The organism is Ilyobacter sp., from assembly GCF_041583315.1.
Classification (GTDB): Bacteria; Fusobacteriota; Fusobacteriia; order Fusobacteriales; family Fusobacteriaceae; genus Ilyobacter.
Genome location: NZ_JBFHGC010000185.1, coordinates 1 through 4,890 on the forward strand (window position 1 = coordinate 1; position 4,890 = coordinate 4,890).

A 4,890-nucleotide genomic window follows, 5' to 3' on the forward strand; every position below is an offset into this window, starting at 1 on the left:
CGAGAGTCTGATCTCCTTCGTCAAGAACAGATGAAGACCACCTGCTCATCACTGCCATTATCAGCAAAGCCGGTAAAAGACTGAATATGCCTAAAACAGGGACACTGTAAATCCCGGTAATGTTCTTGACCATCATGATGATCCAAAAGTATAGAGGTGGTTTGTCTGCATATGGAATTCCGTGATTGTAAAATGCAAAGATATTACCTTTTTCCAGGGCCTCTGTCACGATGCTTATATATTTTAACTCATTATCTGGTGTGAGATCTCTAAAGAAAAATAACGGATATACAAGTAGTGCCATTGAAATAAATATGAATATCTTTTTGTTTTTCATAAATTCAATTCCTTTCAAATAAAAAGTATTTGGAATACTTTAATTTTTCTGATTTTCAGCTACCTTGTACAAAAAGATGATTTTATCATCATCTTCATATTTATAATATGTATTTTTACTTTTAATTGTAAACTTAGGACTGAGAGTATCCTTTACTATTGGCCCTTCTCTGCTGTCCAAAAGAAAAAAAGTATCAGGAAGTTCTTGAAAGTTACCTATTAACTTTATTTTTTGACCCACCTTCCATATGTTTTCGATTTGATAGTCGTTAAAGGTATATATAGGACCGGGTGATATATTTAGATCTTTAACGGTACTCAAAAATTTATATTCGTCTCTATACTCTGTTCTCACATACTTTTCTATGAACCATGTCACAGAGATGTTGATTGTTATCATCAGGAAACCGGTCATAAAAAGAATTTGCTTTATATTTCTTCTTTCAGTGAGACCCTTTATAAATTCATAGGAAAAAAATAAAAAAACAGTTATTATAAATAATAAATATGCAGATCCTATGGTCTTTTCTCTGTATCCCTTTATATAAAAAATAGCCAGAATCGAGATAGATATTATGAGCATGAGTGTGGTATGGGTTTTTATCAAAATCTTTTCTTTTTTTATAAGCTCTTTCCAGTCTCTTTTCATAAAATAAAATATAAGATGTGAAGCCATCATGGGAGTCAAGATGTATAGTGGGACCCCGTATCTTTTTTTCTTCATTTTTATTAGAGAGATTAAAACAAATGTAATAAGGTTCCACAAAAAAAGCATTGAGAAAAATTTGCCGTCCGGACTTCTTTTTTCAGACCATCTTTTGAAAAAAGAAGCCAGAGCAAAGATCATCCATACACCTATATAAATAAAATAATCAAAATAATAAAATATACTTTTTACATGTCTGTTTGACCAGGTGTCAGCTTCTTTATTCATTACTGATAGAAACAGATCCTTATGAGTAAGCAGCATTGCTATAGGCCATAAAGCGGCTAAAGTTACCCCTATAAGAATACTAAAGAATATTTTTTTCCAGTTCTGCTTTATATTTGAAAAACCATAGGTCATGGAATATGCTATAAAAAAAGGCAGCATCATTCCGTAGACGGGCACAGGCCCCTTACTGAGAAGTGATGCTCCCATAAAGACTCCAGAAATTATAAAGTCCTTTATTTTTAAGGATTTTAAGCCTGTAAAAATATATGTGACACATCCAAACATAAAAATATAGGGGAGCATATCCCAGGAATTGTTATTTCCCAGCTTTATTACCATGAAAGTTGTAGTGGCCACCAGTCCTGATATAAAAGCCAGCTCAGAATTTTCTGTGGCAGATTTTACTAAGAAATAAATCATAAAAATCAATCCCAGGGTACATATGGCAATTGGCAGTCTGAGAATAAATTCACTGGTAGTAGTGTGAAAAAGCTTCATAAATAAAGCTGTCAGCCATGTGGGTAAAGGAGGCTTTTCAAATCTGAACTTACCGTTCATGGTAGTAATAATCCAGTTTCCGTCCTGTACCATTTCTCTGGCAGTGACAAAATTTCTGGCTTCCATTATCCCGACACTGCCAACCCAGAGGTTGGGGAACAGGGTTATCATGCCGTAGAATAAAAGATAAAGAGTATTTTTTCTCTCTTTAACCTGCATTACTACCTCCTGCGTGTCTCTCTTTTTTTATAAGATAAAGATTCCTTGTATAGATGAAGAGATTTGGAGCCTGGCCCAGTATAAAAACAGGGTCCTTCCTGTATATGGCATATATAAGCAGAAAAAAACTTCCTATAATACTAAATATCCAGAAGGAAAGAGGAATTACACTTTTTCCGGCTCTTTCGCTGGCCAGCCACTGAACAAGAAATCTCATGGAAAAAAAAGCCTGACCTATGAATCCCAATATCAAAATAGGTTTCATTTTTGATTTCCTCCAGTCTCAAATTCATATTTTAAAATTCTGCCTTTCATCCATTTTACAGCAAAAGCATCTTTTAGGCCTTTAAAGAGCCTGTTCAAAACTCCGTATTTTGAAACTCCGAATTCTCTGTCATAATGTCTCACAGGAACCTCTATAACCTTAAATCCTCTGAGCCTTGCAAGAGTCGGCAGGAATCTGTGCATACCTTCAAATAATACATAACTTTTGGCAACTTCTTTTTTGAATAATTTTAAAGGGCAGCCTGTATCCTGTATATTATCCCCGGTTATAAGGTTTCTCACTCCGTTACCAACCAGAGACGAGATTTTTTTCTTTATCCCGTCCTCTCTGGATGCTCTTCTACCATTAATCATGTCGTAATTTTCAAGATAAGGTAAAAGAGTATAGATATCTTCCGGATCTGTCTGAAGGTCTGAATCCATAGTTACCACAATATCTCCAGAACATTTTTCAAAACCTGCTGCCAAAGCAGCAGTCTGACCGTTGTTTTTTGTGAAGTGATAGACCTTTATATGACCATTTTCTGAAGCCTCATGATCTAGAATACCTCTGCTTTTGTCAGTGCTTCCGTCATTTATAAGGATAATTTCATAGGATACAAATTCTTTTTTTACTGCATCCTCTACTTTTTTAATAAAACGTGATATATTCTCTTCTTCATTATATACTGGCGCTATGACAGATATTCTCTGCATATGTATTCCCCCTCATTTTTACTTTTTTTACTTTTACCTTTTGATTATCATATACAAAGATGAAAATTTGGTAAAAATTTATTTTATTTTTTCATCATTTTTTTACTATACTGGTATATAGTAATATCATAACGATTTCTGAAGGGAGTTTCTTAGTATGAAAAAAATACTGATTGTAGAAGATGAAAGGAAAATAAGCCGATATCTACAACTTGAGCTTGAGCATGAAGGATATTCTGTAGATATTGCTGATGACGGGGTAATGGCACTGGAGTTATTCGGGAAGACTTTTTATAATATAGTTCTCCTTGATCTGATGCTGCCAATGCTCTCTGGAGAAGAAGTCTGTCGAAATATAAGGAAAAATTCTGAGGTTCCTGTAATAGTTCTTACTGCCAAGGACAAAACTTTCAGTAAAATAAATCTTTTAGACCTGGGAGCAGACGACTATATAACAAAACCCTTTGTCATAGGGGAGCTTCTGGCCAGGATAAGGGTAGCTCTGAGGCATAAAAAAGACTTTTCTGATGGTCAGCTGGTTAGTTACGAAGGAATACAACTGGACCTGGATAAAAAAGTAGCTTTTGTAGCTGGTGAGGAAGTGTCCCTTACAAAAACCGAATTCAATCTTCTTCATTATCTGATACTGAACAGAGAGATAGTTTTATCCAGAGAACAAATGCTGAACAGTGTATGGGGATATGACTATGCAGGGGGAGAAAAAATAGTGGATGTATACATAAAATCCCTGAGAAAAAAAGTGGACCAAAGAGAAAAAAAGCTTATTCACACAGTAAGAGGGTTTGGATATATTTTGAAAGAGGAGAGCTAATTTATGAAAACATTTTCTAGAGAACTTTGGAAAAAATTTATGATTTTAATACTTATTTCTATTGCAGGTTATGGTATTTTTATATACTCCATCTGGGGTTACTTTATCAGTCAGTCTAAAAAAGATATTATTACTGCAGAAAATTTCATTATAAATGAGCTCAAGGAACCTGAGCATCAGAATATAGAAGAATTCTATAATGTGGCATTGAGAGAGAGTCCCAAAATAAACGAACTTTACATAATTTTAAACCACAATGGAATTAACTACAGAGAGGAGGGAACTCCTGACATAAAAATGGTAGAGCCACAAGATAAAATACAGGAGATAGGATATAGAGATTACTTCGTATTAACTAAAAGAATGAAGGCACTTAACAACGAAGATGTTGTTTTGACAATAATAAGAGGTATGGATATAGAAAAATATTTCATGAAAAAAATTCTTAAAATCTCAGCCGGAATAATATTTCTCTTCTGTGGGACTGCAGTATTTGTGTCAAAGTCTTTTTACCGTGAGGTGGTGCCACAGTTAAGAAGGCTTGAAGAGGCAACGAATAAAGTAAATCTTACTTCTTTTGAAGCTAATATTGAAAAAAATAATTTTTTTGTTGAATTTTCAAATATTCTTTTTTCATATGAAAAAATGCTGAAAAGACTAGAGGAACAGGCTACCAACCAAATAGATTTTGTAAACAATGCTTCCCACGAACTAAAAACTCCCATATTTATAATAGGGAGCTATGTGGATCTTTTGAAAAGATGGGGAGGAAAAGATATAAAAATTTCTCAGGAAGCGATAGATTCCATCTACAGCGAGGTTAAAAATATGGAGATTCTCATAGAAAAGCTTCTTTTTCTGGCAAAACAGGATAAAATAGATATTCTTAAAGAAGATGTAGATTTAGGAGAACTCATAGAAGAAATAATAAAGGAGATGGAGGTTTTGCACCCTGGAAGTTCAATAAATTATAATGGGACCTCTCTTCATATAAGATCTGACAGGGGACTCTTAAAACATCTGGTAAAAAATTTAGTGGACAATGCCATTGTATACGGAAATGAAAAGATGGTGGATATTTCTCTGTGGA

The 4,890-nt window shown here is 34.1% G+C and carries 5 protein-coding genes and 1 pseudogene; 2 read left to right on the forward strand and 4 right to left on the reverse strand.

What is annotated here, in order from left to right; all coding sequences use genetic code 11:
- The 4 genes and pseudogenes from ABZA26_RS07655 to ABZA26_RS07670 all read right to left on the reverse strand — a co-directional run.
- Window positions 1–337 (reverse strand): annotated as a pseudogene (locus ABZA26_RS07655) (glycosyl transferase); the annotation flags it as partial.
- Between the two features lie 39 nt (window positions 338–376).
- The gene (locus ABZA26_RS07660) at window positions 377–1,987 is read right to left on the reverse strand and encodes an ArnT family glycosyltransferase (RefSeq protein WP_372713930.1); all 1,611 of its coding nucleotides are present in this window, start codon (window positions 1,985–1,987) and stop codon (window positions 377–379) included.
- On the reverse strand, window positions 1,977–2,252 hold the full coding sequence (locus tag ABZA26_RS07665) for a lipid-A-disaccharide synthase N-terminal domain-containing protein (RefSeq protein ID WP_372713931.1): 276 nt from the start codon (window positions 2,250–2,252) through the stop codon (window positions 1,977–1,979). The genes ABZA26_RS07660 and ABZA26_RS07665 overlap by 11 nt, the downstream gene beginning before the upstream one ends.
- The gene (locus tag ABZA26_RS07670) at window positions 2,249–2,968 is read right to left on the reverse strand and encodes a glycosyltransferase family 2 protein (protein WP_372713932.1); all 720 of its coding nucleotides are present in this window, start codon (window positions 2,966–2,968) and stop codon (window positions 2,249–2,251) included. The genes ABZA26_RS07665 and ABZA26_RS07670 overlap by 4 nt, the downstream gene beginning before the upstream one ends.
- A gap of 157 nt (window positions 2,969–3,125) precedes the next feature.
- Here ABZA26_RS07670 and ABZA26_RS07675 point away from each other — a divergent pair, with 157 nt between their 5' ends.
- The gene (locus ABZA26_RS07675; protein ID WP_372713933.1) at window positions 3,126–3,800 is read left to right on the forward strand and encodes a response regulator transcription factor; all 675 of its coding nucleotides are present in this window, start codon (window positions 3,126–3,128) and stop codon (window positions 3,798–3,800) included.
- A gap of 3 nt (window positions 3,801–3,803) precedes the next feature.
- Window positions 3,804–4,890, forward strand: a 1,087-nt coding sequence (locus ABZA26_RS07680) for a sensor histidine kinase (RefSeq protein WP_372713934.1), incomplete at its 3' end; no start/stop codon positions are given.